Source organism: Actinomadura luzonensis, from assembly GCF_022664455.2.
GTDB lineage: Bacteria > Actinomycetota > Actinomycetes > Streptosporangiales > Streptosporangiaceae > Nonomuraea > Nonomuraea luzonensis.
Map to the genome: position 1 here is coordinate 3,165,390 of NZ_JAKRKC020000001.1, position 23,506 is coordinate 3,188,895.

Genomic DNA, 23,506 nt, shown 5'->3' on the forward strand with positions numbered 1-23,506 from the left:
ATCACCAGTGCCGCTCGTGCGTCAGGACCCGGACCACCTCCCCGTCGCGCCGCACCAGCAGCCGCACGCAGTCGCCCGGCAGCACGTCCTTGTAGATCCCCGGCTCCACCGCGAACGCCTCCGCCCACTCCGACCGCCCGTCGTGCAGCGCGATGAACCGGGCCCGCCGCTCGGCGTCGTACCAGCGCTTGACCACGTGCCCGATGACCTCCCGCCGCCGGGGCGCGCCCGCGGCGGGCCCGGCGGGCTCGACGGCGGCCCCCCGCCAGCCGCTGCCCGTGAAGATCCACTCATGCCCCGAGGCCGGCGGGACGGTCTCCGCGACCTCCCGCCCGCTCGCCGTGAGCAGGAACCCCCGCCCGCCCAGCAGCAGGCTCCCGCCCGCCACGAACGACACCATCGTCGCGATGCCGCCCAGCCACGACACCCCCGCCCGGGCGACGGTGGCGAACCACGGGACGACGAGCGCGACCGCCAGCACCACCGGCACGATCATGCTGGGCCACCGCCGCCGGGCCAGCCCCAGGTCGATCGCGTGCCGCTGGACGAGGGGCAGGAAGTCGCCCTCCAGCGCGGCCCCGTCCGGCATGAGGGCGACGACGCGCAGCTCGCCCGCGCCCGCCATGCGCTCGCGCACCCGGTCCAGCGCCCACCGCTGGTACGCCGCCGGCGGCTCCCCGGGGCCGTCCGCCGGGGAGGGGCCGGGGCCGTCCGTGAGGGAGGGGCCGGGGCCGTCCGTGAGGGAGAGCAGGTCGCCGTCCACCCGCGCCCGCCCCAGCTCGGCCAGCTCGAACAGCGTCGTGTGGAACACCTCCTGCGCCCGCATCCCGCGCAGCAGCTCGGCCACCGCCTGCGGGACCGGCCGCCCGGGGCCGGCGGGCGCGGGGGACCCGGCAGGCCGCTCCCGGCCGGCCACCCCGAGGGCGACCGCCAGGATGGCGGCCCAGAGAGCCCAGGCGGCCGCCGGCCAGACAAGATCCATCGTTCTGTGTTAGCACGAGAGGCGGCGGCAGGCCAGGCGTAATACCCGGGGCCGATAGACTGGACTCACCGCACGTCGCCTTTGGGGGGTTCTCTCGGTGTCAGAATTCGACACGGTGCTGGTGGTCGACTTCGGCGCACAGTACGCGCAGCTCATCGCCAGGCGGGTGCGCGAGTGCCACGTCTACTCCGAGATCGTCCCCTCGACGATGCCCGTCGAGGAGATGATGGCCAAGAACCCCAAGGCCATCATCCTGTCCGGCGGTCCCTCGTCCGTCTACGCCGAGGGCGCGCCGCCGGTGCCGCACGGGCTGTTCTCCACCGGCGTGCCCACGTTCGGCATCTGTTACGGCTTCCAGGCGATGGCGCAGGCGCTCGGCGGCACGGTCGCCCGCACCGGCGTGGCCGAGTACGGCGGCACCTCGCTCGACGTGCTGGACGAGGGCGTCATCTTCGCCGGGCTGCCGGCCAGCCAGAAGGTCTGGATGTCCCACGGCGACAGCGTCTCGGCCGCCCCCGAGGGCTTCACGGTCACCGCCTCCACGGGCGAGACCCCGGTCGCGGCCTTCGAGCACCCCGGCCGCGGCCTGTACGGCGTGCAGTTCCACCCCGAGGTGCTGCACTCCGAGCACGGCCAGGCGGTGCTCAAGCACTTCCTCGACGCGGCCGGCTGCCGGCCGAGCTGGACGATGCTCAACATCGTCGAGGAGTCCGTCGAGACCGTCCGCCGCCAGGTGGGCGAGGGCCGGGCGATCTGCGCGCTGTCCGGCGGGGTCGACTCCGCGGTGGCCGCGGCGATCGTGCAGCGGGCCATCGGCGACCGGCTGACCTGCGTCTTCGTCGACCACGGCCTGCTGCGCAAGGGCGAGGCCGAGCAGGTGGAGCGCGACTTCGTCGCCGCCACCGGGGTCAAGCTGCGGGTGGTCGACGCGGCCGAGCGGTTCCTCAAGGCGCTGGAGGGCGTCACCGACCCCGAGGAGAAGCGCAAGATCATCGGGCGTGAGTTCATCCGCGTCTTCGAGGACGAGCAGCGCGCCATCATGGCCGACGGCCCGGTCGACTTCCTCGTGCAGGGCACGCTCTACCCCGACGTCGTCGAGTCGGGCGGCGGCACCGGCACCGCCAACATCAAGTCCCACCACAACGTCGGCGGCCTGCCGGAGGATCTGCAGTTCACGCTGGTGGAGCCGCTGCGGGCGCTGTTCAAGGACGAGGTGCGCCGGGCCGGCGAGGAGCTGGGCCTGCCCGCCGCGATGGTGTGGCGGCAGCCGTTCCCCGGTCCGGGGCTCGGCATCCGCATCGTCGGCGAGGTCACCCGCGAGCGCCTGGAGATCCTGCGCGAGGCCGACGCGATCGCCCGCGAGGAGCTGTCGCGCGCCGGCCTCGACCGGCAGATCTGGCAGTGCCCGGTGGTGCTGCTGGCCGACGTCCGCTCGGTCGGCGTGCAGGGCGACGGCCGCACCTACGGCCACCCGGTGGTGCTGCGGCCGGTCACCTCCGAAGACGCGATGACCGCCGACTGGTCGCGCGTCCCGTACGACGTGCTCTCCCGCATCTCCACCCGCATCACGAACGAGGTCCGCGAGATCAACCGCGTCGTCCTCGACGTGACGAGCAAGCCCCCGGGCACCATCGAGTGGGAGTGACCCGGGCGGCCTAGGCAAGGGCGAGGGCGAGCAGGACGAGCGCCGAGCCGCCCATCACCAGGGCGTGCCGGACGTTCTGCAGCCCCGGCATCACCCAGGACGGGAAGCCGCTCTCGGCCGCCCGCAGCAGCGCCCGCACGTCGATCCTGGCCAGCTCGGGGTCGCCCTTGCGGGCGAAGGCGGCCTCCACCGACCTGGCGGCGGTGAGCTGGCTGTAGAGGATCACCAGGTTGCCGGCCAGCACGACCGGCTGGAGCGCCCACGACAGGGTGCCGCCCAGGGGGCTGCCGGTCAGGTTGAGCACCGCGAGCGCGGTCATGACCAGGGCGACCGCGACGGGCACGGCGCTCTCGTGGCCGCTCGCGTCGAAGCGCATCCCGTTGTCGGCGAGGACGCCGGGGGAGACGCCCTGACGCCGCAGCTCCGCGTGGGCCGCGTCGGTGGCCCGGGGCCCGTAGCGGTGCCGGACCAGCGGGATCGACACGAACGAGAGAGCGACGAGGAGCTGCAGCACGGCGGCGAACGTCATCATGGCGGGTTCTCCTTCAGTAAGGCGGGCGGTCGTCCTGACGAGGAAGACGATGCCGGGCGGCCCTGACCGCGCGCTGCCAGGCCGCTGTCACGGCCCCGGGCCGCCGCTGACAGCGAACGAACGTGAGAAGGAGTCTCGTTCGAGCAAAATCGATCAGCCCCCGTACGCATATCCGTGAGAATGGGGGGAAGAGAAGCTGGCTCTGCGCCAACTCCGCAACCAGGTTGGTGACGGGACGCCTGAGGCGCCGTCCGGTGCGTAAGGCATCTGGCGCGGGCGGGAAGGAAGAAACGCCTGTATGGCCCACGCTGGTGAGCATGACGGCTGGGTGCCGCTGGTCCTGCTCGTGGAGGACGATCCACAGGACGCGCTGATCGTGCGCGAGCTGCTGGAGGACAGCGGCCTGGCCGTACGCCTGGAATGGGCACGCTCGGTGAAGGAGGCGCGGCAGGCGCTGCGGCGGCTGCGGCCCCAATGCGTGCTGCTCGACCTCGACCTGCCCGACGCCTACGCGTTCTCGGCGCTGCCGGCCGTGCTGGAGGAGGCCGGCGACGCCGCCGTCGTCGTGCTGACGGGCCTCGCCGAGGAGCAGGCCGGCCTCGCCGCGGTGACCGCCGGCGCCCAGGACTACCTGGTCAAGGGCCGGGTGGAGGCCGAATGGCTGGGCCGCGCGCTGCGCTACGCGATGCAGCGCAAGCAGGCCGAGCAGGCGGCGGTGGCGCTGCACGCCGAGCGCGTGCGCGCCAAGGAGAACGCCCGCCTGGAGCGCGGCCTGCTGCCCACCCCGCTGCTGCAGTCCATGCCGATCCAGGTGGCCTCGCGCTACCAGGCCAGCCGCGGCTCCCAGACCCTCGGCGGCGACTTCTTCGACGTCGTCGAGTCCGACGACAAGATCGTGCACGCGGTGATCGGCGACGTCTGCGGCCACGGCCCCGACGAGGCGGCGCTCGGCGTGTGCCTGCGCATCGCCTGGCGCGCGCTCGTGCTGACCGGATTGGAGGGCGGCGCGCTGCTGCGCCAGCTCGAACGCATCCTGGCCGCCGAGCGGCCCAGCCCCGAGATCTTCGTGACGATGTCCACGCTGGTGCTGGAGCCGGACCGGCGGACGGTGCGCCTCTGGCGCGCCGGCCACCCGGGCATGTTCGTCCACACGCCGGAGGGGGTCACCCTGTCCGAGCCGGCGCAGGGGCCCGCGCTCGGGCTGCCGATCGACGGCGACTGGGAGCAGCACGTGATGGAGCTGCCGCCGGGCGGCGGGCTGACGTTGTTCACCGACGGCCTGTTCGAGCGCCGCCTGCCGGGCGAGCCGCCCCGGTGGCTGGGCGAGGAGGGCCTGCTGGAGCTGGCCAGGAAACGCGCGCACCTCGACGGAGAGCGCTTCCTCGACGCGCTCGTCGAGGACGTCGAGACGGCCGCCCCCGAGACCGCCGCCGACGACCTCGCCGTGGTCCACCTGCGCTGGAACGACGATCTGTGATCCTCGCCCCGAGTCCACCCCCTCCGAGAGACGACCTGTGAACGACACCCCTCCGCGCGGCTGGCGCCGCCTGACCGTCCACGCCTGGTTCGTCGCCGTGCTGGCGGTCGTCGCGATCCTGGTGATCGCCTGCGCCGTCGTCGCCACGGTCATGCTCGACCGCACCGCCCGCCTGTCGAACCAGCTCATCGAGGGCATCTCCCCGGCCAGGGTCGAGGCCGCGCAACTGGAGAACGCCCTGCTCGACCAGGAGACCGGCGTCCGCGGCTACCTGCTGACCGGGCGGCGCGACTTCCTGGAGCCGTACAGCGAGGGGGTGCGCGCCGAGCAACGCAGCGGCGGCCGCATCGCGGACCTGCTCAAGGACCGCCCGGGGCTGGTCGCGGACGTCGGCGCGGTCCGCGCCGCGGCCGAGGCGTGGCGGCGCGACTACGCCCAGCCCGCGATCGCCGCCAAACAGGACGACGCCACCGTCACCGCCGCCGGCAACGAGGGCGGCAAGCAGAGCTTCGACGCCATCCGCGCGCGGCTCGACCGGCTCTCGGCGGAGCTGACCCGGGCCCGCACCGCCGCGCAGAGCGAGCTGGACCGGGCGCAGCGCATCCGCAACTGGGCCTTCGTGGCCATGGTCGTGCTGTTCCTGCTGGCCGGCATCGCGATCGCGGTGCTGCTGCGCCGCGCGATCGGCCGCCCGCTGGACGAGCTGCGCGTCGCCTCCCGGCACGTCGCGACCGGCGACTTCGGCCACCCCATCCCGGAGCGGGGCCCGGCCGACATCCGCGAGCTGTCCCGCGACGTGGACCTGATGCGCACCAGGCTGGTGCGCGCGCTCCAGGAGTCCCACGAGGCCCAGGGCCTGCTGCGCGCCCAGACCGCCGACCTCGACGCGCAGGCGGTCGAGCTGCGCCGCTCCAACGCCGAGCTGGAGCAGTTCGCCTACGTGGCCTCGCACGACCTCCAGGAGCCGCTGCGCAAGATCGCCACGTTCTGCCAGCTCCTGCAGAAGCGCTACGGCTCGGTGCTGGACGAGCGCGGCGCCCAGTACATCCACTTCGCGGTGGACGGCGCCACCCGCATGCAGGTGCTCATCAACGACCTGCTCAGCTTCTCCCGGGTCGGCCGCATGTACGACGACCGCAAGCCGGTCGACCTCGACGACGCGCTCGACAAGGCGCTCGACGACCTGTCCACGGCGGTCGAGGAGTCGGACGCCCGCGTCGAGCGCCCCGACGACCTGCCGACCGTGACGGGCGACCGCACCCTGCTCGGCCTGCTCTGGCAGAACCTGCTGGGCAACGCCATCAAGTTCCGCCGCGCGGGCGAGCGCCCCGAGATCCGCGTCGAGTGCGTACGCGGCGAGCAGGGCGAGTGGCTGCTGTCGGTGTCGGACAACGGCATCGGCATCGAGCCCGAGTTCGCCGAGAAGGTCTTCGTCATCTTCCAGCGCCTGCACAACCGCGAGACCTACGGCGGCACCGGCATCGGCCTGGCGATGTGCCGGAAGATCGTGGAGAACCACGGCGGCCGCATCTGGCTCGACACCGGCTACACCGGCGGCACCCGCATCTGCTTCACTTTGCCTGACCCGGCCCTTGATCCCGTTTCGGAAAGCGACTCATGACCACTCCGCAGGCCATCGAAGTGCTCCTCGTCGAGGACGACCCCGGCGACGAGCTGATCACCCGAGAGGCGTTCGAGGACAACAAGATCCAGAACAACCTCCACGTCGTCAGGGACGGCCTGGAGGCGCTGGACTTCGTCTACCGGCGCGGCGAGTACGCCGAGGCGCCCCGTCCCGACCTCATCCTGCTCGACCTCAACCTGCCGAAGTACGACGGGCGCCAGGTCCTGGAGAAGATCAAGGGTGATCCCGACCTGCGCGCGATTCCCGTCGTCGTCCTCACGACCTCCTCCGCCGAGGAGGACATCCTGCGCAGCTACGACCTTTTCGCCAACGCGTACGTGACCAAACCCGTCGATCTGGAGCGGTTCCTGGCCGTCATCCGCCAGATCGACGAGTTCTTCGTCACGGTCGTCCGGCTGCCCGGCCGCCTGCAGACGCCGGGCGGCGCCTGACCCTCGTCCGACGGCGAGGGGCCGGGCCGGCTCAGGCGGCCGGCCGGTAGGACGACGGGCCGTCGTCGACGCACTGCCGCGTCTCGTCGAGCAGCAGGTCCACGACGTCGGACAGCCGGCCCTCCCGCTCGTACGCGCGCCGCTGCCGGGCGGCCGAGCTGCCCCGCGCCAGCGCCTCCCGCGTCAGCTCGGAGATCAGCTCCCAGTCGCCCGTCTCCTCCAGCTCCGGCCGCAGCCCGTCCACCAGGTTCCTGAACACCTCGGCGGCGGCTCTCGGCACGCCCTCGACCGGGTCGACGAGGTCGCCCTCCAGGCCCGAGCGGGTGGCCTGCCAGGTGGCCGCGCGCACCGGTTCGAGCTGCATCTCCCGGTACGGGTCCCGCCGCACCGCCGCCAGCTCCCTGGTGACCAGCGCGCGGAACAGCCCGGCGATGAGCACGATGTCGTCCACCCGCGGGCAGGAGTCGCAGACCCGCAGCTCGACGGTCGGCACGTGCGCGGACGGCCGCACGTCGTAGTAGATCATCCCGGGGTCGGTGATCGTGCCGGCCTGGATGAGGTCCTGGACCATGCGCTCGTAGTCGGCCGCCGAGTCGAACTTGGTCATCGGGCCGGACGTGGGCCAGCGCTGCCACACCAGCGTCCGGTAGCTGGCGTACCCGGTGTCCTCGCCGAACCAGAACGGCGAGCTGCACGACAACGCCAGCAGCGGCGGCAGCCACGGCGTCACGCTGTGCGCCACCGCCGTCGCCAGGTCCTTGTCCTCGACCTGGACGTGCACCTGCGTGCCGCAGATCAGCTGCTCGCGGGTGAGCAGCTGGTAGTCGTCCAGCATGCGCTCGTAGCGCGGGTCGTCCGACACCTTCATGCGCGACTTGTCGGCCAGCGGCACGGTGCCGGCCGCCACGATGCCGAGCCCCAGCTCGTGCGCCGCCTGGATGACCAGGCCGCGCAGCTCGCACAGGTCCTTGCCGAGGTCCTCCAGGCGGGCGAACGGCTCGCTGTTGGCCTCGATCGTGGAACGCTGCAGCTCCTCCGAGAAGCGGCCCTTCGGCAGGATGTCCAGCAGCGGCCCTGAGCGGGTCGAAAGGTGCCTGGTCCGCAGGTCCACGATGTGGAACTCCTCCTCGACGCCCACCGTCAAGGGTCCTGTCCAGCCTGACATGATGTCTCCCGCCTCTACGCCCGGTTCACGAAGCGGTCCTCTTTCCAGAAATGAGCCTTTTGCACCTGGCCAGCGCATTGCCCGGCCGCCACCGGGCCGCGCGGCGGGCCGCGGCGCGCGCGAGCCGCCCCGCGCTGCCCAGCAGCAGGGGCACCAGCAGCACCCCGATGAGGATCGGCGAGGCCATGTACCGGAAGTCCTGCGCCGAGATGTTGGCCAGGACCGCGAGCTGCTGCCCGGCGACCACGGCCGCCACGCCCAGCACGTACCGGTTGCGCCGGGCCGCCGCGCCGAGCGCGACCGCCAGGTACGACAGGTACGCCCACGACGCGCCGCGCCACAGCGCCCAGTCGTACTCGGGGGCCAGCGACCCGGTCAGCCAGGGGCCGGCCACCTGGTACAGCTCGTGCGACAGCGGCCGCAGCGAGAACACCCACCGGCCGGGGAAGTCGGCCACCTTGCCGGGGCCGACGTAGGTGTCGGCCGTCGGCCGCAGCGAGAAGCGGTACGTGCCGCCGCCCGTGAACCGCGGATCGCCCACCGGCCGCCACGCGATCGCCCCGCGGCAGAGCCGGGCGTCCACGACCAGCCCGGGGTCCTCGGTCAGCAGCCGCCGCCACAGGGCCAGCAGCTCGCCGGCGTGCGCGTCGGCCTGCGGCCAGCTGAAGTCCTCGCGCCAGATCAGCGTGTTGATCGTGTAGCAGGTGCCGCCCCACCACCAGCGGTCCAGCGGCGCCACCGACTCCAGCAGCGCCCGGTCCTCGGCGCGGAACAGCGCGGGCCGGTCCCTGAAGGCCACCGCGAGGTCGCCGAAGGCCGTGTGGTACACGTACGTCTTGGCCGGGGCCGCGATGCCGACCTGGGGGAGCACCACGTTCGTCAGCAGCAGCGGGAGCGCCGCCGCGACCGTGCCGACCAGCAGCAGCCGCAGCCGCCGGGCCCGGAGCACGACGAGCAGCGCCACCACGGCCACGCCCACCACCAGGAAGCCGTTCGCCCGGAACAGCCCGAGCGCCAGCGACAGCGCCCCCAGCGCGGCGAGCCCCGGCCCGCTCACCCGCCGCGCCGCCGCGAACCGCGCGCACACGCCCGCGACCGCCACCGCGCAGATCGTGAACGGCACGTCCTTCCACAACGTGACCGTGAACGCCCCCACGGGCGGCGCCAGCGGCATCAGCACCACGACCGCCGTGGTGAGCCGGCGTGGCGCGCCCAGCGCCTTCAGCGACTGCGCCAGGAACGTCAGCGCCCCCGCCATGGCCGTGGTCTGCGCGAACGTGACCGCGCCCAGGTCGCCCGTCTCGGTGAAGCTCAGCCACATGATCGCGTCGTAGAGCACCGAGTGGTCGCTCACCCACGGGCCGACGACCGTGTGGCTCAGGTACAGCACCGAGTCGCGGCTGAACAGGCCGGGATAGAAGGCCGCCCACCAGCAGCCCAGCACCGCCTGCACGGCGAGGAACGTGCCCAGCGCCGGCCACGGCCGAGGGGGCCGGGCGACGCTCGCCGCTGCGGTGTCGCTCCCCATGTCGCTCGCAATCCGGGGCTGGACGTCCGGGGTGTAGGGCCTGGGCCGGGTCTAGGGGTAGCTCACCCCGGGCTCCAGCGCCCTGCCGGTGCCGCGGAGCAGCGTCGGCACCGTGACGAGGTGGTAGCCCTGCTTGCGCAGCTCCTTGAGGATGCCCGGCATGGCCTTGACGGTGGCGGGGACCGTGTCGTGCATGAGGATCACGCCGTTGCGCCTGGCCAGCTTCAGCACCTTCGCGGTGATCTTGTCGGCGTCGCGCAGCGACCAGTCGAGCGTGGTGCCGGTCCAGAGGACCTGCGCGAGGTCCGCCTCCTCGGCGGCGCGCAGCACGCGCTCGTCGGTGTGCCCGTACGGCGGGCGGAACATCGTCGGCCGGTGGCCCGTCGCCTTCTCGATGACCTCCTTGCCCAGCCGGATCTCCTCGCTGATCTCCTCGTCCAGCAGGCGCGGGAGCGAGGTGTGCGAGTAGGTGTGGTCGCCGATCGCGTGCCCCTGGGCGAGCGTCTGCCTGGCGATCTTCGGCCGCCGTTCGACCTGCTTGCCGACCAGGAAGAACGTGGCCTTGGCGTTCGCCTTGCGGAGCACCTTCAGCAGCTCGGGCGTGTGCTCGCCGGGGCCGTCGTCGAAGGTCAGCGCGAGGCACTTCACCCGGGCGCAGTCCACCCGCGCTTGGGCCGCCTGCGGGGCTTGCGGGGCGGCGGCGGGCGTCAGCGTCAAGGCCGCGGCGAGGAGGGCGTGAATCACCACAAGCAAAGCCTAGAGCCAACGCGATCCGCCCGCGTTCCGGCCCCGCCCCGCCCGGCCGTTCCGGCCCCGCCCCGCCGGGCCGCTCCGGTCACCGTCCCAGTCGCGCCCGCAGGAAGAGACTTACCCCGCGCAACGACCTGACCGGCAGATACCGCTCCGCCCGAACCACCGCCGACAGCCCAGTGTTGAGCAGCCCCGGCATGCGCCGCAGGTCGCTGCCCACGGACCGCCGCCGGTGCCAGGTGACCAGCGGCCGCAGCAGCACGTTCCAGCTCCAGATGCGGTCCACCTCCAGCCCGGCCTTCTCCACCACCACGGTCAGCGACTCCCGCCGGTAGCGCCGCAGGTGCCCCACCGCGTCGTCGTGCGACGACCACAGCGTCATGTCGCACGGCACCGCGATCAGCGCGTGCCCGCCCGGGGCCAGCACCCGCGCGATCTCCTCGGTGACCAGGTGGTCCTCGCGGATGTGCTCCAGCACGTCGAACGCGGTCACCAGGTCGACGCTGCCCGTCTCGAACGGCAGCGCCCGCGCGTCCGCCCGGACCGCGCTGATGCCGCGCTGCCGGGCGATCTCCAGCGCGGTCTCGCAGGTGTCGGTGGCGGTCGCGTCCCAGCCGGCCTCGGCCAGCACGCGGGTGTTCCCGCCGCCCGCCGCGCCGACGTCCACCGCCACCCCGGGCCGGCCGAGCGCGCGCAGCTCCCGGCGCAGGATCTCCCGGCGCTCGCGGTACCACCAGTGGCCGTCCTCCAGGGCGATCAGCCGGCGGATCTCTTTGGTGTCCATGACGTTCTCTCAGTCTCTCGTGAGGGGTGACGCGGTGACGCGGATCACCAGGAGCAGGCAGTACGCGGCCACGACCGCGCCGGCCTCGGCCGGGCGTCCGGCACCGGGGGGCAGCAGGTTGAGTGCGGCGGCGGCGAGCGCGTGATTCACGACGACGAACAGCACCGCGCGGAGCCGCAGGACGGCGGTCACGGCGCCGGCCAGGACAAGAGCGCACACATTGGCGGTCGCGGGTCCCTGGAATTCCCGCAGCAGCCAATAGACCAGCGCATAGAGAACGACGGAGAACAACAGGAAGAAGGCCCCTTGAGACCGAGCCGTCCCGCCCCGGACCGCCCCGGCCGAGTGAGCCGGGACCGGCATCGCCTCCGGATGCCACGGCACCGGCTCCGGCCGGGCCGCCACCGGCGCCCGGCCCCGTCCCGCCGCGATCGTCCAGGCGACCCTGGCCAGGCCCTTCAGGTCGTCGTACGCCGTCCGCACCACCTGGACCCGCGAGTCCACGTCCTCGACCCAGTCCACCGGCACCTCGTGCACGCGCAGCCCGTTGTGCTCGGCCAGCAGCAGCAACTCCGTGTCGAAGAACCAGCCGTCGTCCTCGACCTTGTCCATGAGCGGCCGCACCACGCGAGCCCTGGCCGCCTTGAACCCGCACTGCGCGTCGCTGAACCCCGCGCCGAACCCCTGCCTGAGCAGCGCGTTGTAGCCCCGCGAGATCAGCTCGCGGCGCGCCGAGCGGCGGATGCGCGCGCCGCGCCCCAGCCGGGTGCCGATCGCGATCTCCGAGTGCCCGCTGGCCACCGCCGCGACCAGCGGGAACAGGGCGTCGAGCGCCGTGGACAGGTCCACGTCCATGTACGCCACGATGTCGGCCGGGCTCTCCCGCCAGGCCGCCCGCAGCGCCGCGCCCCGGCCGCGCACCTCGATGCGGCGCGCGTGCACGTGCTCGTGCTCGCCGGCCAGGGCCGTCGCGACCGGCCAGGTGGCGTCGGTGCTGCCGTTGTCCACGATCGTGATGCGCCACGGCAGCGGGAAGCCGGCGTCGAGGAACGCCGCCAGCGTGCGCACGCAGCCGGGGAGCGCGCGTTCCTCGTTGAGCACGGGGATGACGATGTCGACGCTCGCCGGCCGGGCCGCCGTGTCCAGGACGCGGGGGGTCGGCTGCATGGCGGCACGCGTGTCCATCGAATTCCCTGATCCTTTGCCTGTGGCCGTCGTTCAGGGAAATGGTGATGGGGCGTCCTGCGGGTCGCGCGCGTTTTCCCTCCACTGTTCCCGGGCCAGAGGAGAGTTTTACCTCCCGGGGATCTCGTAAACGGAAAACCGTGCGTTACGGAAGCGCAGGACGGCATATTCATCGAGTTTCCGAGTGTTACCGGTGAAAAGCCACCGCACGCCATGTCTCCGGCCCAGCTCCCGGACGTTCTCCGCAGCCGGGGCGGTGAAGACGGCGTCGTTGGCCGCGAGCCGGGCCGCGTCCGCGAACGGCACGTCCAGATAGGAGCCGCCGGTCGCTCCGGCGCGCGAGAGCGTGCTCTCGGCGTACGCCCAGCCCTCGACGAGCACCCGCCGCTCGCTGAAGGCCGCCACCCAGTAGTGCCGGCTGTCGCAGGCCGGCCCGGCGACCGCCCGGCAGTGCAGGTCGGTGGCCACGACGTCCCCGGGCCCGGAATGCTCCCGCACCCACCGCGCCGCCTCCCGCCCGCCGCGCGGGATCACCCGCTCGCGCCGTTCCCCGTCAGGCACCACATGCCCGACGACCGCCGACGCGGACGCCGGCACCCCGTACCCGGCCAGCAACGCCACCACCACCAACCCCGCCCCCCGCCGCCCCACCCCTCGGCACTTGACCACGCGCAGCCACACGGCGACGGCCACCCCCGCCAACCCCAGATAAGGTCCCACCACCCACAACAACCCACTCGTGTCCGCCGGCACCCGCACGACCCCGTCCAGCACCGCCTCGACCGCCAGGACCGCGAGCGCCACCGCCGCCCCCACCGCACCCCACCCCACCGGCGCCCGCCACCCCACCGGCCGCGCCCTCCGCCAGGCCGCCACCACCCCGCACACGGCCGCCACCGACAGGTAGGGCCGCACGCTCTCCAGGAAGTAGAGCTGCGACTCCGCCGGATGCCCCAGCATCAGCACCGCGCCGACCCCCGCGACCCCCATCCCGACCAGCAGCAACAGCGACGGCTCCACCACCCGCCGCCCCAGCCCCGCCACCCCGCCCCACACGCACCCGACACAGAAGAGCTGCACCAGAGCCAGCACCGCCACCACCACGACGGAGACCTCCCCAGCCCCCACCCCGGTCGCCGCCCGCCACAGCCCCCGCATGGCCGCGAAAGGCGCGACCTCCGTCCCCTGAGACCCCCGCCCGAACACCACCACCTGCGCCGCCCGCCGCGGGAAGCTCCCGTGCGTCGTCCGCCTCATGCGCCAGGGCCCGCAACCCGTCCGGGTCGCGTACGACGAGCCGCCGATGGCTGGTCCCCACCACGTCGCGAGCGCGGAGCCGGGCCAACGCCCGGTGCAGGCTGGGCTCCGACACCCCGATCAGGGACGCCAGCTCCGGCTGGCTGAGCGGGACCGCGATCCACACGCCCTCGGCGCAGCGCCGGCCGTAGCTGTCGGCGAGGTAGTCCAGCACCAGCGCGAGCCGCACGCCGACCGGCGCGCCGCTCACCAGCAGCCGGTAGCGGGTCGCCCGTCGGAACTCGCCGAGCGTCGCGGCCTGCAGCGCCCGTGCCGCCGCGGGCCGCTCGTCGAGGAAGCCGAGGAAGGCCCGCCGAGACACGATCCGCGCCACCAGCCTGGTCAAGGCCAGCACCGAGGCCGAGCGAGGCTTGCGGTCCAGCGCGGCCAGTTCCCCGACCACGTCCCCCTCCCCGCGGACGGACAGCAGGACCGCCCGGCCGTCGACGGTGTTGCCGAGCACCTTGCCGTACCCGTCGAGCAGCAGGAACACGTCCGTGTCCGGGGCTCCTTCCTCGATCAGCGGCTCGCCTGGCTGGAACGTGCGCTGCGCGCCCAGCCCCAGCAGGCTCTTGCGGTCGTCCCCGGCGAGGGAGCCCAGGTAGGTCGCCGTACCCCAACGCCGGGCGTCGGCGGACGGTTCACGCACCATGCCGCCGCCAGCCATGAGACGGGCCGACGACCCGGGCGCGCGCCGCCGCCCGCCGGCGCTCGACCAGCAGAGCGGCGCCCACCAGGGCGGACGCGCCGGCCCCCACGACGGCCACGCCCGCGGCGTCGCTGACCGTCACGGCCAGCACCGCGGCGATCAGCATCGCGCCGACGTGCAGGGACTGGTCGATCAGGTACGGCGCCTCCGCCCAGCCGTGGCACTTCTTGACCCGGATCAGCAGGTGCACGACCCAGCGCCGGTCGATCACCGCGTGCGTGCCCGCCGACACGATCAGCGCCGTCGCCATGCCGGGAACCTCCATCGGGACCGCCACGCAGACCAGCGCCAGCGCCACCACCTGCGTGGCGACGTAGCCGGCGACATGCCGCCAGCAGGCCCCCCATCCGGTCCACGGTGACGCGCCCGCGGCCAGCCGCGCCGCGTCCGGTGCCGCCTTCGCGATCGCGACGCTGTTGCTCTGCACCACGTGATCGCCGATCTGATGCCCGGCGTACAGGGCGGCGAACGTGACGGCGGCGATCGCAGCCGCATCGGCACCTGACACGGTGACTCCTCTCCTGCGCGGTCGGCTGAAGTCAAACACAGCGCGGAACGGGCGATGTCATCATCTGATCTGATTCCTCGCCCGGCGAGGGCCGGCCGATCCGAGCGGGCCGGACCGGGCGGCGGCCTCCAGCCGGCGCAGGAACAGCTCGCGCAGGCTCGACCAGCGTCCGGCGAACGCCTCTGGAGAGGAGACCAGGTAGCGGACGACCCACTTCACCGGCCTGGCCACCGCCAGGATCTCCGCATCGGGGAGCACGCCCGCCCGGTGGATGCGCCCGCGGGCAGGTCGGGACGTTCGGCGACGACGCACAGCACGTGCTCCGGCCAGGGCTGCTCCCGGTGCGCGGCGAGGAGGTCCGCCCAGGGCGGCGTCTCGCCGTCGCGGGTCGCCGCCGCCAGCGCGGCCTCGCTCTCGAACGGGTCGCGGGCCGCCCGCAACACCTCCACCAGGGACGGAACCGGCCCGCGGACCGGCGAGCGGGCGGCGATCCGGCGGCGCAGCCTCGCCTTGGTCAGGGCGACGTACGCCGTGGTTCGGTCCGTCCCCCGCATAGTGTCCGTACGCCCACACCCGAGGGTCGTGCGCGCACCCGGTCAGATCCGCGGCGAACAGCGCCCGGGGCGGCATCCCCGCCGCCGCGAAGCGATCCAGGACCCTGCTGCGGACGTCGCCGGCCCGCGACGGGCCGAGCAGGTCGCGCCGCCACATGTGCTCCAGCGCGTCGTCCGGCAGAGCCGAGATCAGCTCGATGAGCAGCCGGTCGGGCGCCTGGGACAGGAGCCGCAGGTCGGACGCCTCCGACGCCGGTCCGCGCCTTCGTGTGGCGTACGGCACAGCACCGCGCTGTCACAACGGGCGGGGCGCCGACGCCACATGACTGTCAGGATGCGTGCGCCCCGCCGGGTGGAGCCACCGCGCGACCACCAGCAGGTGGAACGGAAGGACAGCATGAGCAAGGTCTGGTTCGTCACCGGTTCGTCCCGCGGCCTGGGCCGGGAGTTCGTCGATGCCGCTTTGTCGCGCGGCGACCGGGTGGCCCCGACCGCCCGGACCGCCGAAAGCCTCGACGTGCTGCAGCAGGTCTACGCCGATCAGCTCAAGGCCTGGGCCGACTGGCAGGACCTCTCGGCGGAGGCGCGCGGCGCCCTCGATCGAGCGGACCGCTGACGCAGGCCCGAGCCCACCCTCCAACCGACAGGAGCGACACATGAGGCATCGCATCGTCATCCTCGGCGCCGGCTATGCCGGGGCCTACGTGGCCGGGAACCTGGCCCGCCGGCTGTCCCGCAAGGACGTCGAGATCACCGTGGTCAACGCCGTGCCGGACTTCGTCCAGCGCATGCGGCTGCACCAGCTCGCGGTCGGCCGGGGCATCGAGGCTCCCCGGCTCGCCGACGTCTTCGCCGGGACGGGGATCGAGCTGCGCCTGGCCCGCGTCACCGCCGTCGATCCCGAGCGCCGGATCGTCACCATGGCTGACGCCGACGGCGTGGCCGGCGGCGGCGGGGAGCTCGGGTACGACACGCTGGTCTACGCGCTCGGCAGCGGCGGCGACGACGGCGGCGTTCCGGGCGCGGCCGGGCACGCCTTCGACGTCGCCGCCAGGCCCTCGGCGCTGCGCCTGCGCGAGCGCCTGGACGGCCTGGGCGACGGCGGGCGGGTGGTGGTCGTCGGCGACGGGCTGACCGGCATCGAGGCGGCCACCGAGATCGCCGAGGCCCGGCCCGGCCTGTCGGTGACGCTCGTCGCCCGCGGCGAGCTGGGCGCCCGGCTCTCCCCCGGTGCGCGCCGTTACCTGCGCCGGGCCTGCGACCGGCTGGGCGTCACCGTCGTGGAGCGGACCAGCGTCGAAGCCGTCGAAGCGACGCGGGTGTTGTGCGCCGACGGCACCGCCCTGGCGTCCGACGTGACCGTGTGGACGGCCGGATTCGCGCTCAGCCCCGTCGCCGCCGCCGGCGGGCTGCAGGTCACCGGCAAGGGACAGATCATCGTCGATCGCAGCATGCGGTCGGTCTCGCACCCGGACGTCCACGCCGTGGGCGACAGCGCCTACGCCATCGGCGACAACGGCCGGCCGCTGCCGATGTCCTGCGCGTCGGCCGGCTACACGGGCCGGCAGGCCATCGAGGCGATCGTGGGACGCCTGACCGGGCGCAGGGTCGCGACCACCAAGCTGGTCCACACCTACAACCACATCAGCCTCGGGCGGCGGGACGCGATCCTGCAGACGGTCGACGGCCAAGGGCAGGCGAAGCCGGCGTACCAGGGCGGCCGGCGGCACGCATGGGTCAAGGCGGGCGTTCACAGGGTGGCGCTGTGGGCCACCTCGCACCCCACGTACGGCTTGCCCAGGCGCAGGCACCGCCTGGTCGCCGCGCCGCCGTACGCGACCGCCGGGAAGACCCGCGCCTGACCGCCGCACGGTTGCGGCCGACAGCGGCCGTGCGATCGTTGTCCATCCGGAGGCGGACCACCGAGGGAGAGCGCAGGCGAGGTCGGCACCCTGTGGGCCCTCGTCCCGCGCTTCGACGCCGAGGATAAGGTCGACCGGCGGCTCCGGCCTCGGCGGGGCACCGCCGGGACGAGGGGGTGAGCCCACCCCTGACGGCCGTGACACGTCCCACCAGCAGCGAGGAGCCCATCCGTGACAGACACGACGTCCTTCCTGCTCGAACGCCTGCACGCGGCCGGCCTGACCGACGTCGTCGCGGTCGAGCCGGCCACCGGCGGCCTCGCCGCGATCGCCGGCCTCGCGCGCCGCGGCGACGGCACGTCGGTGTTCGTCAAGGCGTTCGGCGAGCCGCCGTCGGACGACGCCTTCGCCGCGGAGGCCGAAGGGCTCACCGTGCTCCGCCGGACGGGCGCCGTCGCCACGCCCGAGATCATCCTTGCCGACCGCGACCTGCTCGTGCTGTCCGTGCTGCGGCCCCGCCCCGCCGACGAGGCCTTCTGGGAGAAGCTCGCGCATGCGCTCGCGCACCTGCACACCACCACGCAGCACCCCCGATTCGGGTGGCATCGGGACAACTGGCTGGGCCGTCGCCGCCAGGTCAACACCTGGAACGACGACGGGTACGAGTTCTTCGCCCAGCACCGTCTGCTGCGCTGGCTCGGCGAGCGCCGCGTCCGGGAGGCGCTCGGCGTCGCGGACCGGGCGGCGCTGGAGCGGTTGTGCGACCGGCTGCCCGAGCTGCTGCCGGCCAGGCCCGCGTGCCTGACCCACGGCGACCTGTGGGCGCAGAACGTCATGACCGCCCCTGACGGGCGGCCCGCGCTGATCGACCCGGCCGTGTCGTACATGTGGGCGGAGGTCGACCTGGCCCACCTGTGGACGACGGCGCCGCCGCCCGAGGCGCACGTGTTCTTCGACCTGTACGCCGAGCTGACCGGGCTCGACCGCGACTGGCGGGCACGGATGCCGATCCTCCAGCTGCGCCAGCACCTGGCCGTGATCGCCCAGTTCGACCCCGACTGGGGCGCCGCCGACCTCGTGCGCGCCACCCTCGCCCCGTTCCGGCGACGGCCCTGACCAGGCGAGCGGCCGCCACACCGGTGCACACCCCCCCGGGGGCCCGGCGCACATCACCGGCCGCCGTAGCCCATCTCCCATGCCCAGACGGCGATGCCCACCCGGTTGCGTACTCCCAGCTTGCGCTGGACGCTGGCGACGTGCGTCTTCACCGTTCCCGGCGAGATGAACAGCTCGGCGGCGATGTCGGCGTTCGTCTTTCCTTCCGAGACGAGTCCGGCGATCTCGGTCTCCCGCTCGGTCAGCGGTTCGAGAGGGGACGGCGGACGGGGACGTCGCGGGCGGGAGATGTGCCGCAGCAGGCGTACCGTGATCGACGGGCTGATCAGGCTGTCACCGGCCATCGCCGCCCGTACGGCCTCCACGAACAGCGCCGGGCCGGCGCGCTTGAGCAGGAATCCCGACGCGCCGTGGCGCAGCGCGGTGTAGACGTACTCGTCCAGGTCGAACGTCGTCACGACGACCACCCGGGTGGCCTGCGTCAGGCCGTGGCCGGACGGGGTGGCCGCGAGCAGGCGGGTGACCTCGAGCCCGTCCATGAGCGGCATCCTGATGTCGACCAGCGCGACGTCCGGTTGGAGCTGCCGGGCCAGGTCGACGGCGGCCCTGCCGTCCGCCGCCTCGGCCACGACTGTCATGTCCGGCTCGTTGTCGAGGATGCGGCGCAAGCTGCGGCGGACCATCTCCTGGTCATCCGCGACCAGAACCCGTATCGTCACTTCAATCCCTGATGCTGGTCGCGTGGAAGCTCGAACCACGGGGCGTGGGGAGCAGCGCCGTGACGCGCCAGCCCGTGTCGCACGGGCCGGCGCTCAGCGTGCCACCGAGCGCGGTGACGCGCTCCGTCAGCCCGATCAGTCCGGTGCCGCCGCGGTGTCGTCTGCTCCGCCGCTGTCCGCTCCCGTAGATGTCACCCCGGTGACCGGGTGGGGACGTGGCGCCGCCGTCGTCGCAGATCGAGACCTCGATCGCGGAGTCGGACACCCGAAGGGCGGCGACCGTCACGTGCGTGGGCCGCCACGCGTGCCGCCGGATATTGGTCAGCGCCTCGACCACCACTCGATACGCCGTGCTCTCGGCCTCTCGCGGCAGCTCCTCCGCCAGCCCGGGTTGGATGTCGAACGCGACCTCGGCCGTTCCGGTCGTGGCGAAGCGCTCGATCAGGGCGGGCAGATCGCTCAGGCCGTAGGCCCCGCAGGACGACGTCTCCCCTTCCTCGTCGAGGGTGTACAGGGTGTGGTCGAGCGAGGCGAGCGCTCGGACGCCGGCCTGCTCGATGCGGCCGAAGGCGGCCCGCGCGGCGACGGCCTCCAGGTCCTTGACCTGGGCCGCCTGGGCCTCCAGCACGATGGCGGTCACCTCGTGGGCGATGAAGTCGTGCAGGTCGCGGGCGAGGTCGTGGCGCTGCTTGCGGCGCGCGCCGGTGATCGCCCGCGTGCGCCGGACGTCCAGCGAGCGCAGGTAGAGCCCGACGCCCACCGCGCACCCGGCGGCGGCGAGCGCGAGAGACGCCCCGATCACCGCTTCCTCCACCGGCAGTGTGGGGACGCGCAAGGCCACGCGCAGCGGCAAGGCCGCGGTCGTCAGGACCAGCAATGCCCCCACCACCGCCGCGTACGGGGCCGGCGCCCGTCGAACCGTCAGCGCGGTCAGGACGACCAGCGCGGTCACCTCGACGAACATGAACACCACCACCACGTCCGGCACGGATCCCCGGTAGGCGACGTCCATCAGGACCGAGACCGCGCAGGCCGCGCCGGTGGTGACGGCCGCGAACCCCGGGGGCCGGCGCAGCAGCACCGCGGCCACGGCGGCCACCGCCGTCCAGGCGGCGAGGGGAGCCGGTGTGCCGGCGGCCGTCATGGCCAGGATCGTGATGACCGTCATGGCCGAGATGATGACGATCCACCAGATGCGACGCCTTGCGCCCGCCGGCGGGGATTGGTGCACCATTCATCGAGCCTAGTGCTCGGCTCTCGGCGATGATCAAGCTTTGGTCAGGCCTTGCGGCAGAGGACATGATCGATCAGTGTCGCGGCGGCCTTGTCCTGGCGGAGCAGGGCGTCCAGCGAGTCCTTGCGCTCGCTCGACATCGAGACGATCACGCTGAGCTTGCCGTCCGCCGAGACGCCCGTCCGGGTCATGTAGCCCAGGATGTCCCCTCCGTGTCCCCAGGAGACGCCGCCGCAGGACAGCGGACGGGTGAACACCCCCAGCCCGTACCGGGCGCCGGGCCAGATGCGGTCCGTCTGCTCGTCGACGGGGACGGTGTGCCGCATCTGCGCGAGCTCGGCCCGGCCCAGCAGCTTTCCGCCCAGCAGGGCGCGGAAGAAGCGGTTGAGGTCGGCGGTGGTCGATATGAGGCCGCCGGAGGCGTCGGCGTCGCGGTGTTCGGTGACGTCCGTCGGCTTTCCCTTCGCGGAGTAGAAGTCGTAACCCCTGGCGTGCGGTTGCGGGACCTTGGCGGACCTTCCCGGCCACAGCGTGTGCCGCAGGCCGAGCGGCCTGATGATGCGGTCCTCGACCTCCTGGTGCCACAGCCGGCCGGTCACCCTCTTGATGATCATGCCGAGCAGGGCGTATCCGGTGTTGGCGTAGCTCCACCTCTCGCCGGGCGCGAAGTCGGGCTGGTGGCGCATCGCCCGCGCCACCACCTGCTCGGGGGTGAAGGTGTCGAAGCGGTGCTGGTAGTACTCCTTGGCCGAGCCGATCGCGGTCGGGTAGGGGTAGTCGTCATGGATGCCGCTGGTGTGCTGGAGCAGGTCGCGGACCGACATCTTGCCGCCGTCGTTGCCGTTGCCCGTCACCAGGCCCGGAAGCCACTGCTCCACGGTGTCGTCCAGCGACAGCCGGCCCTCGCTGACGAGTTGCAGGATCACGGTGGCCACGAAGGTCTTGTTGTTGCTGCCGATGCGGAAGTAGCCGTTCGCGGGGACCGGGCGCCTGGTCCTGAGGTCAGCGACCCCGCTGGTCGCGATCATGCTCTTGCCGTCGGGTCCGACCACCTGGGCCTGTACGCCGACGACTCCGGCGTCGCGTACCGCGTCGGCGTCGTGCTGGAGATCGGCCTGGTCGTAGGCCCGCGACTGGTCATGCTGTGGTGGGAGCGTCGCCGAGACGGCGATCGCGGTGATCAGCGTGACGGCCTTGACGGCCAGGGCTTGTCCCGCAATGAGGTGAAGCATCGGTACCCCCGGTTCTTGTTGCCGCTCGGTCGCCAGCAAGCATCGCGGGGTGGTTGAGCCCGCCGCATCTGCCATTCGGCAGATTCGGGGTCCTGAAAGGCGCGGAGGAGCCGACTGCCATCTTGAAAACAAAATTCCAGTCTGTTTTCATAGACGAACTCACTCTTCGGAAGGGGGTACGCGACATGCGTGCCATCATCATCGGAGCGGGCATCGCCGGGCTGGCCGCGGCGCTGCGCCTGCACCAGGCGGGCTGGGAGACGCTGGTGGTCGAGCGGGCCCCGCAGCGGCGCGGCGGCGGCTACGGGGTGACGTTCGGCGGCATCGGCTACGACGGGGCCGAGCGGATGGGCATCCTGCCCGAGCTGAGGCGGCGCGCCTTCGTGACCCGCGAGCTGGTCTACCGCAAGCCCAGCGGCGAGCGGCGCTTCGCGCTCAGCGGCGAGACGATCGCCGCGACGATGGGCAGGAAGTCGTTCACCATCCTGCGCGGCGACATCGAGGCGGTGCTGTACGAGGCCGTCGCCGAGCACACCACGATCCGGTTCGGCACCACGCTCACCGCCGTCGAACAGGACACCGACGAGGTGCGTGTCACGCTCAGCGACGGCCGCACCGAGCGTGCCGACCTGCTGATCGGCGCCGACGGGCTGCACTCGGCGACCCGGGCACTGGTCTTCGGCCCGGAGGAGGACTACCGGCTCGACCTGGGGCACCGGGTCGCGGTCTACATGCTGAAGGAGCGGCCGGAGGGGCTGCCCGCGGGGACGACCGGCTCGATCAGCGCGGGCGGGCGGACGTTCGCGCTGATGAGCGTCGGCGACGGCCGCACGGCCGCGTTCTTCGGCTACCGCACCGACGGCGGCCGGGCGGGAACGTCCCTGGAGGAGCTGGGCGAGATCTACGGCGACATGGGCTGGCTGGTCCCCCAAGCCCTGGACGGACTGAGGACGGCCGAGTCGGTGTACTTCGACAGCATCAGCCAGATGGTGGTCGACCGGTGGAGCCGGGGGCGGGTCGTGCTGCTCGGCGACGCCGCATGGTGCGTCACGCTGTTCGCCGGCTACGGCTCCTCGCTGGCCGTCGGGGGCGCCGACCGGCTCGGCGCCGCGCTGGAGCGCCACGGCGGCGACGTCCCGGCCGCGCTCGCGGAATGGGAGGCCGAGCTGCGGCCTGAGGTCGAGAAGAAGCAGAGGCTCGGCCGCCGGGTCAAGGGCGTGTACGCCCCACGCAACCCGCTGGTACTGGAGCTGACCCAGCTCCCGCTGCGGCTGTCGGCATGGGGGCCGGTGCGCCGGCTGGTCGAGCGCAAGTTCCAGCTCGCGGGTTGAGGGGAGGTCGATGCGGGTCCTGGGGGGTGCGGTCCCGCCGCATAATCTGAAGACGTTTGATCGACCATCGGAAGGTGCACCTCATGCCTCCCGCCTTCTCGGCCGCGGAAAAGGCGCGTATCACGCGGCTGCTCCTGGACAACGGCCTGCGGTTGTTCACCACCCAGGGCCTGCGCAAGACCTCCCTGGAGGATCTGGTCGCCGGGACCGGGATCGCCAAAAGCACCTTCTACGTCTTCTTCGACTCCAAGGAGGCGCTCTACCTGGAGCTGATGCTCGGCCAGATGGCCGAGGTCAAGAGCAGAGTGGTCGACGGGGCGCTGCGCAAGGAGCCCGACACCCGCGCCGGGCTGCGCGCCTTCCTGCACGCCACCCTGGCCGAGCTGGACGGCAACCCCCTCTACGGCAGGCTGATGACCCACCCCGAGGAGATGGGGGCCGTGGTCAGGAAGCTGGACCCGGAACGGGTGACCTCCGCGCCGGACAACCCGGTCACCGCACTGGCGGCCTACCTCACCGAACACGGTGACGACCTCGCCGACGACGACCCGGAGGTGATCGTCGGCGTCCTGCAGGCCGTCCTCATGATGCCGCTGCACCGGGACCGGCTGGCCCGCCCCGACCTGTACCCGCAGATCCTCGACCGGCTCATCGACATCGTCGCCACCGGTCTCACCAGGCCGGAGCGGTAGGATCAGCGTGACGCTCCCGTTGGATGACCGGCGGCACGACGGCCGACGGGCGGCTGGATACGGTCTCCAGCGGATCCGGCCCGGCGTCCAGTTGCTCCTGGGGCGCGCCCAGGTTCTGGCCTCAGCGAG

General features: G+C 72.9%; 23 protein-coding genes and 1 pseudogene. 9 read left to right on the forward strand and 15 right to left on the reverse strand.

Translation table 11 applies throughout. The features are described 5' to 3' along the window. Nucleotide 1 precedes the first annotated feature (1 nt). Complete coding sequence (locus tag MF672_RS15500; protein ID WP_242372009.1) at nucleotides 2-982, reverse strand: hypothetical protein; 981 nt, start codon at nucleotides 980-982, stop codon at nucleotides 2-4. 97 nt (nucleotides 983-1,079) lie between these two features. On the opposite strand from MF672_RS15500, the gene guaA reads away from it, so the two are divergent. Beyond that, nucleotides 1,080-2,627, forward strand: coding sequence for a glutamine-hydrolyzing GMP synthase (gene guaA, locus MF672_RS15505; RefSeq protein WP_242372008.1), 1,548 nt, complete (start codon nucleotides 1,080-1,082; stop codon nucleotides 2,625-2,627). A gap of 10 nt (nucleotides 2,628-2,637) precedes the next feature. Here guaA and MF672_RS15510 read toward each other — a convergent pair whose 3' ends face one another. Beyond that, complete coding sequence (locus tag MF672_RS15510; protein ID WP_242372006.1) at nucleotides 2,638-3,159, reverse strand: hypothetical protein; 522 nt, start codon at nucleotides 3,157-3,159, stop codon at nucleotides 2,638-2,640. Nucleotides 3,160-3,457: 298 nt separating this feature from the next. Between MF672_RS15510 and MF672_RS15515 the strand changes: the two genes are divergently transcribed. From MF672_RS15515 to MF672_RS15525, 3 genes are read left to right on the forward strand one after another with little or no spacing between them, the layout of a single operon-like run. Continuing rightward, complete coding sequence (locus MF672_RS15515; protein WP_242372004.1) at nucleotides 3,458-4,636, forward strand: PP2C family protein-serine/threonine phosphatase; 1,179 nt, start codon at nucleotides 3,458-3,460, stop codon at nucleotides 4,634-4,636. Between the two features lie 37 nt (nucleotides 4,637-4,673). Continuing rightward, nucleotides 4,674-6,257 (forward strand): sensor histidine kinase, encoded by a 1,584-nt coding sequence (locus tag MF672_RS15520; protein WP_242372002.1) that lies wholly within the window; start codon nucleotides 4,674-4,676, stop codon nucleotides 6,255-6,257. Next, on the forward strand, nucleotides 6,254-6,712 hold the full coding sequence (locus MF672_RS15525) for a response regulator (protein WP_242372000.1): 459 nt from the start codon (nucleotides 6,254-6,256) through the stop codon (nucleotides 6,710-6,712). The genes MF672_RS15520 and MF672_RS15525 overlap by 4 nt, the downstream gene beginning before the upstream one ends. Before the next feature lie 31 nt (nucleotides 6,713-6,743). On the opposite strand, the gene MF672_RS15530 is transcribed toward MF672_RS15525, so the two are convergent. The 10 genes and pseudogenes from MF672_RS15530 to MF672_RS15570 all read right to left on the reverse strand — a co-directional run bounded on the left by MF672_RS15530 (nucleotide 6,744) and on the right by MF672_RS15570 (nucleotide 15,191). Next, nucleotides 6,744-7,877 (reverse strand): carboxylate-amine ligase, encoded by a 1,134-nt coding sequence (locus MF672_RS15530; RefSeq protein WP_242371998.1) that lies wholly within the window; start codon nucleotides 7,875-7,877, stop codon nucleotides 6,744-6,746. Between the two features lie 25 nt (nucleotides 7,878-7,902). Then, nucleotides 7,903-9,405: a hypothetical protein gene (locus tag MF672_RS15535; protein ID WP_242371996.1), complete on the reverse strand. Its 1,503-nt coding sequence runs from the start codon at nucleotides 9,403-9,405 to the stop codon at nucleotides 7,903-7,905. A 51-nt stretch (nucleotides 9,406-9,456) separates the two neighbouring features. After that, nucleotides 9,457-10,152: a polysaccharide deacetylase family protein gene (locus MF672_RS15540; RefSeq protein ID WP_242371995.1), complete on the reverse strand. Its 696-nt coding sequence runs from the start codon at nucleotides 10,150-10,152 to the stop codon at nucleotides 9,457-9,459. An 88-nt stretch (nucleotides 10,153-10,240) separates the two neighbouring features. After that, the gene (locus tag MF672_RS15545; RefSeq protein WP_242371993.1) at nucleotides 10,241-10,939 is read right to left on the reverse strand and encodes a class I SAM-dependent methyltransferase; all 699 of its coding nucleotides are present in this window, start codon (nucleotides 10,937-10,939) and stop codon (nucleotides 10,241-10,243) included. A 9-nt stretch (nucleotides 10,940-10,948) separates the two neighbouring features. Further along, nucleotides 10,949-12,124, reverse strand: a complete 1,176-nt coding sequence (locus tag MF672_RS15550) for a glycosyltransferase (protein WP_242371991.1) — start codon at nucleotides 12,122-12,124, stop codon at nucleotides 10,949-10,951. Nucleotides 12,125-12,232: 108 nt separating this feature from the next. Next, nucleotides 12,233-13,381 (reverse strand): hypothetical protein, encoded by a 1,149-nt coding sequence (locus MF672_RS15555; protein WP_247815253.1) that lies wholly within the window; start codon nucleotides 13,379-13,381, stop codon nucleotides 12,233-12,235. Between the two features lie 16 nt (nucleotides 13,382-13,397). Further along, a pseudogene (locus MF672_RS52110) lies at nucleotides 13,398-14,087 on the reverse strand (Crp/Fnr family transcriptional regulator); the annotation flags it as partial. After that, the gene (locus MF672_RS15560) at nucleotides 14,062-14,637 is read right to left on the reverse strand and encodes a DUF3307 domain-containing protein (RefSeq protein WP_242383501.1); all 576 of its coding nucleotides are present in this window, start codon (nucleotides 14,635-14,637) and stop codon (nucleotides 14,062-14,064) included. The pseudogene MF672_RS52110 and the gene MF672_RS15560, both read right to left, overlap by 26 nt. A 60-nt stretch (nucleotides 14,638-14,697) precedes the next feature. After that, nucleotides 14,698-14,856, reverse strand: a complete 159-nt coding sequence (locus tag MF672_RS15565) for a hypothetical protein (protein WP_242383502.1) — start codon at nucleotides 14,854-14,856, stop codon at nucleotides 14,698-14,700. Further along, the gene (locus MF672_RS15570) at nucleotides 14,853-15,191 is read right to left on the reverse strand and encodes a hypothetical protein (protein WP_242383503.1); all 339 of its coding nucleotides are present in this window, start codon (nucleotides 15,189-15,191) and stop codon (nucleotides 14,853-14,855) included. Before MF672_RS15570 ends, MF672_RS15565 begins: the two co-directional genes overlap by 4 nt. A gap of 397 nt (nucleotides 15,192-15,588) precedes the next feature. Between MF672_RS15570 and MF672_RS15575 the strand changes: the two genes are divergently transcribed. The 3 genes from MF672_RS15575 to MF672_RS15585 all read left to right on the forward strand — a co-directional run bounded on the left by MF672_RS15575 (nucleotide 15,589) and on the right by MF672_RS15585 (nucleotide 18,169). Next, nucleotides 15,589-15,807, forward strand: coding sequence for a hypothetical protein (locus MF672_RS15575; RefSeq protein WP_242383504.1), 219 nt, complete (start codon nucleotides 15,589-15,591; stop codon nucleotides 15,805-15,807). A gap of 40 nt (nucleotides 15,808-15,847) precedes the next feature. Further along, nucleotides 15,848-17,053, forward strand: coding sequence for an NAD(P)/FAD-dependent oxidoreductase (locus tag MF672_RS15580; RefSeq protein WP_242383505.1), 1,206 nt, complete (start codon nucleotides 15,848-15,850; stop codon nucleotides 17,051-17,053). A 231-nt stretch (nucleotides 17,054-17,284) separates the two neighbouring features. Beyond that, a complete protein-coding gene (locus MF672_RS15585; protein WP_242383506.1) occupies nucleotides 17,285-18,169 on the forward strand; it encodes a fructosamine kinase family protein in 885 nt (294 codons plus the stop codon). Nucleotides 18,170-18,222: 53 nt separating this feature from the next. Here the strand turns inward: MF672_RS15585 and MF672_RS15590 are convergent, their stop codons facing one another. The 3 genes from MF672_RS15590 to MF672_RS15600 form a co-directional block, all read right to left on the reverse strand. Beyond that, nucleotides 18,223-18,888 carry a response regulator gene (locus tag MF672_RS15590; RefSeq protein WP_242383507.1) on the reverse strand — a complete coding sequence of 222 codons (666 nt, stop codon included), beginning with the start codon at nucleotides 18,886-18,888 and terminating at the stop codon, nucleotides 18,223-18,225. Nucleotide 18,889: 1 nt separating this feature from the next. Beyond that, nucleotides 18,890-20,056, reverse strand: a complete 1,167-nt coding sequence (locus MF672_RS15595) for a sensor histidine kinase (RefSeq protein WP_242383508.1) — start codon at nucleotides 20,054-20,056, stop codon at nucleotides 18,890-18,892. Nucleotides 20,057-20,166: 110 nt separating this feature from the next. After that, a complete protein-coding gene (locus tag MF672_RS15600; RefSeq protein ID WP_242383509.1) occupies nucleotides 20,167-21,354 on the reverse strand; it encodes a serine hydrolase domain-containing protein in 1,188 nt (395 codons plus the stop codon). Between the two features lie 185 nt (nucleotides 21,355-21,539). Here MF672_RS15600 and MF672_RS15605 point away from each other — a divergent pair, with 185 nt between their 5' ends. Next, nucleotides 21,540-22,685 carry an FAD-dependent oxidoreductase gene (locus tag MF672_RS15605; protein ID WP_242384027.1) on the forward strand — a complete coding sequence of 382 codons (1,146 nt, stop codon included), beginning with the start codon at nucleotides 21,540-21,542 and terminating at the stop codon, nucleotides 22,683-22,685. 83 nt (nucleotides 22,686-22,768) lie between these two features. Continuing rightward, nucleotides 22,769-23,377: a TetR/AcrR family transcriptional regulator gene (locus MF672_RS15610; RefSeq protein ID WP_242384026.1), complete on the forward strand. Its 609-nt coding sequence runs from the start codon at nucleotides 22,769-22,771 to the stop codon at nucleotides 23,375-23,377. Nucleotides 23,378-23,506 lie beyond the last annotated feature (129 nt).

Bases quoted from the DNA above. Each gene is read 5' to 3' on its own strand.
- MF672_RS15500 (WP_242372009.1), bottom strand. From the start codon at position 982: ATGGATCTTGTCTGGCCGGCGGCCGCCTGGGCTCTCTGGGCCGCCATC.
- MF672_RS15510 (WP_242372006.1), bottom strand. From the start codon at position 3,159: ATGATGACGTTCGCCGCCGTGCTGCAGCTCCTCGTCGCTCTCTCGTTC.
- MF672_RS15515 (WP_242372004.1), top strand. From the start codon at position 3,458: ATGGCCCACGCTGGTGAGCATGACGGCTGGGTGCCGCTGGTCCTGCTC.
- MF672_RS15525 (WP_242372000.1), top strand. From the start codon at position 6,254: ATGACCACTCCGCAGGCCATCGAAGTGCTCCTCGTCGAGGACGACCCC.
- MF672_RS15530 (WP_242371998.1), bottom strand. From the start codon at position 7,877: ATGTCAGGCTGGACAGGACCCTTGACGGTGGGCGTCGAGGAGGAGTTC.
- MF672_RS15535 (WP_242371996.1), bottom strand. From the start codon at position 9,405: ATGGGGAGCGACACCGCAGCGGCGAGCGTCGCCCGGCCCCCTCGGCCG.
- MF672_RS15545 (WP_242371993.1), bottom strand. From the start codon at position 10,939: ATGGACACCAAAGAGATCCGCCGGCTGATCGCCCTGGAGGACGGCCAC.
- MF672_RS15550 (WP_242371991.1), bottom strand. From the start codon at position 12,124: ATGGACACGCGTGCCGCCATGCAGCCGACCCCCCGCGTCCTGGACACG.
- MF672_RS15555 (WP_247815253.1), bottom strand. From the start codon at position 13,381: ATGAGGCGGACGACGCACGGGAGCTTCCCGCGGCGGGCGGCGCAGGTG.
- MF672_RS15570 (WP_242383503.1), bottom strand. From the start codon at position 15,191: ATGCGGGGGACGGACCGAACCACGGCGTACGTCGCCCTGACCAAGGCG.
- MF672_RS15575 (WP_242383504.1), top strand. From the start codon at position 15,589: ATGAGCAAGGTCTGGTTCGTCACCGGTTCGTCCCGCGGCCTGGGCCGG.
- MF672_RS15580 (WP_242383505.1), top strand. From the start codon at position 15,848: ATGAGGCATCGCATCGTCATCCTCGGCGCCGGCTATGCCGGGGCCTAC.
- MF672_RS15595 (WP_242383508.1), bottom strand. From the start codon at position 20,056: ATGACGGTCATCACGATCCTGGCCATGACGGCCGCCGGCACACCGGCT.
- MF672_RS15600 (WP_242383509.1), bottom strand. From the start codon at position 21,354: ATGCTTCACCTCATTGCGGGACAAGCCCTGGCCGTCAAGGCCGTCACG.
- MF672_RS15605 (WP_242384027.1), top strand. From the start codon at position 21,540: ATGCGTGCCATCATCATCGGAGCGGGCATCGCCGGGCTGGCCGCGGCG.
- MF672_RS15610 (WP_242384026.1), top strand. From the start codon at position 22,769: ATGCCTCCCGCCTTCTCGGCCGCGGAAAAGGCGCGTATCACGCGGCTG.